At 72.7% G+C, this 969-nt stretch carries 1 protein-coding gene; it reads left to right on the top strand.

From position 1 onward, the window contains the following. Positions 1–969, top strand: a 969-nt coding sequence (locus tag AC27IQ_RS25680) for a polysaccharide lyase family 1 protein (RefSeq protein ID WP_487091325.1), incomplete at both ends; no start/stop codon positions are given.

Genomic DNA, 969 nt, shown 5'->3' with positions numbered 1-969 from the left:
AGCCGAGGTGGTGCGCCCCACTTCGCTGGAGGGCCTGGAGCGCGCGCTGTGCCAGCGCGCCGAGGGCCCGCGGTGCACCGACGACGCACCGCGCGTGATCGTGCTGGACCGCCTGTTCGACTTCCGGGGGTCGCTGCAGGCCAACGGCTCCGCCACCACCACCGAGGCCGGGTGCCTGGCCTTCGCCTGCCGGGGCACCCCGCCGGGCCAGGGAGGCCAATGGGGCCTGAACGTCGCCCACTTCTGCGACGGCCGCCCGGCCGCCCTGGTGACCTACGACAACGCCGGGCGCCGCCCGCTGCCCGTGGGCTCCAACAAGACCCTCGTCGGCGTCGGCCGCAACGCCGGCATCCAGGGCCGGGGCCTGCGCATCGGCGACGGCAACCGCAACGTCATCGTCCAGAACATCCGCATCACCGACATCAACCCGGGCGTCGTCTGGGGCGGCGATGCGCTGACCATCGACGGCGCCGACGGCGTGTGGGTGGACCACAACCTGTTCGCGCGCATCGGCCGCCAGATGGTGGTGACGGGCTTTGGCAGCGCCGCGCACGTCACCCTGTCCGGCAACGAATTCGATGGGCGCACCGGCCAGTCGGCCACCTGCGACGGCCACCACTACTGGCTGTGGCTGTTCCTGGGCGCGCAGGACACGATCACCGTGGCCCGCAACTACGTGCACGACACCTCGGGCCGCGGGCCGCATGCGGGCGGCATGAAGAACGCCACCGTGGCCGCGCACCTGGTCAACAACTATTTCGAGAACCTCAGCGGCGAAGGCGCGGCCATGCCCCTGACGGCCACGGCCCGCCTGTTGATGGAGGGCAACCATTTCGACCATGTGACCCGGCCCGTGTACCGCTACCCGCACGCGCCCGGCCCGGGCCCGGCCTTCGCCCCGTTCGCCGGGCAGGCCGACCCGCCCGATGGCCTGTGCCGCCAGGCCATCGGCCGGGACTGCGTGCCCAA

This window comes from Acidovorax sp. KPB24-07 (genome assembly GCF_057543315.1).
Note: the sequence above shows the minus strand (reverse complement) of the source record. Positions and strands in the feature narration are given on the sequence as shown.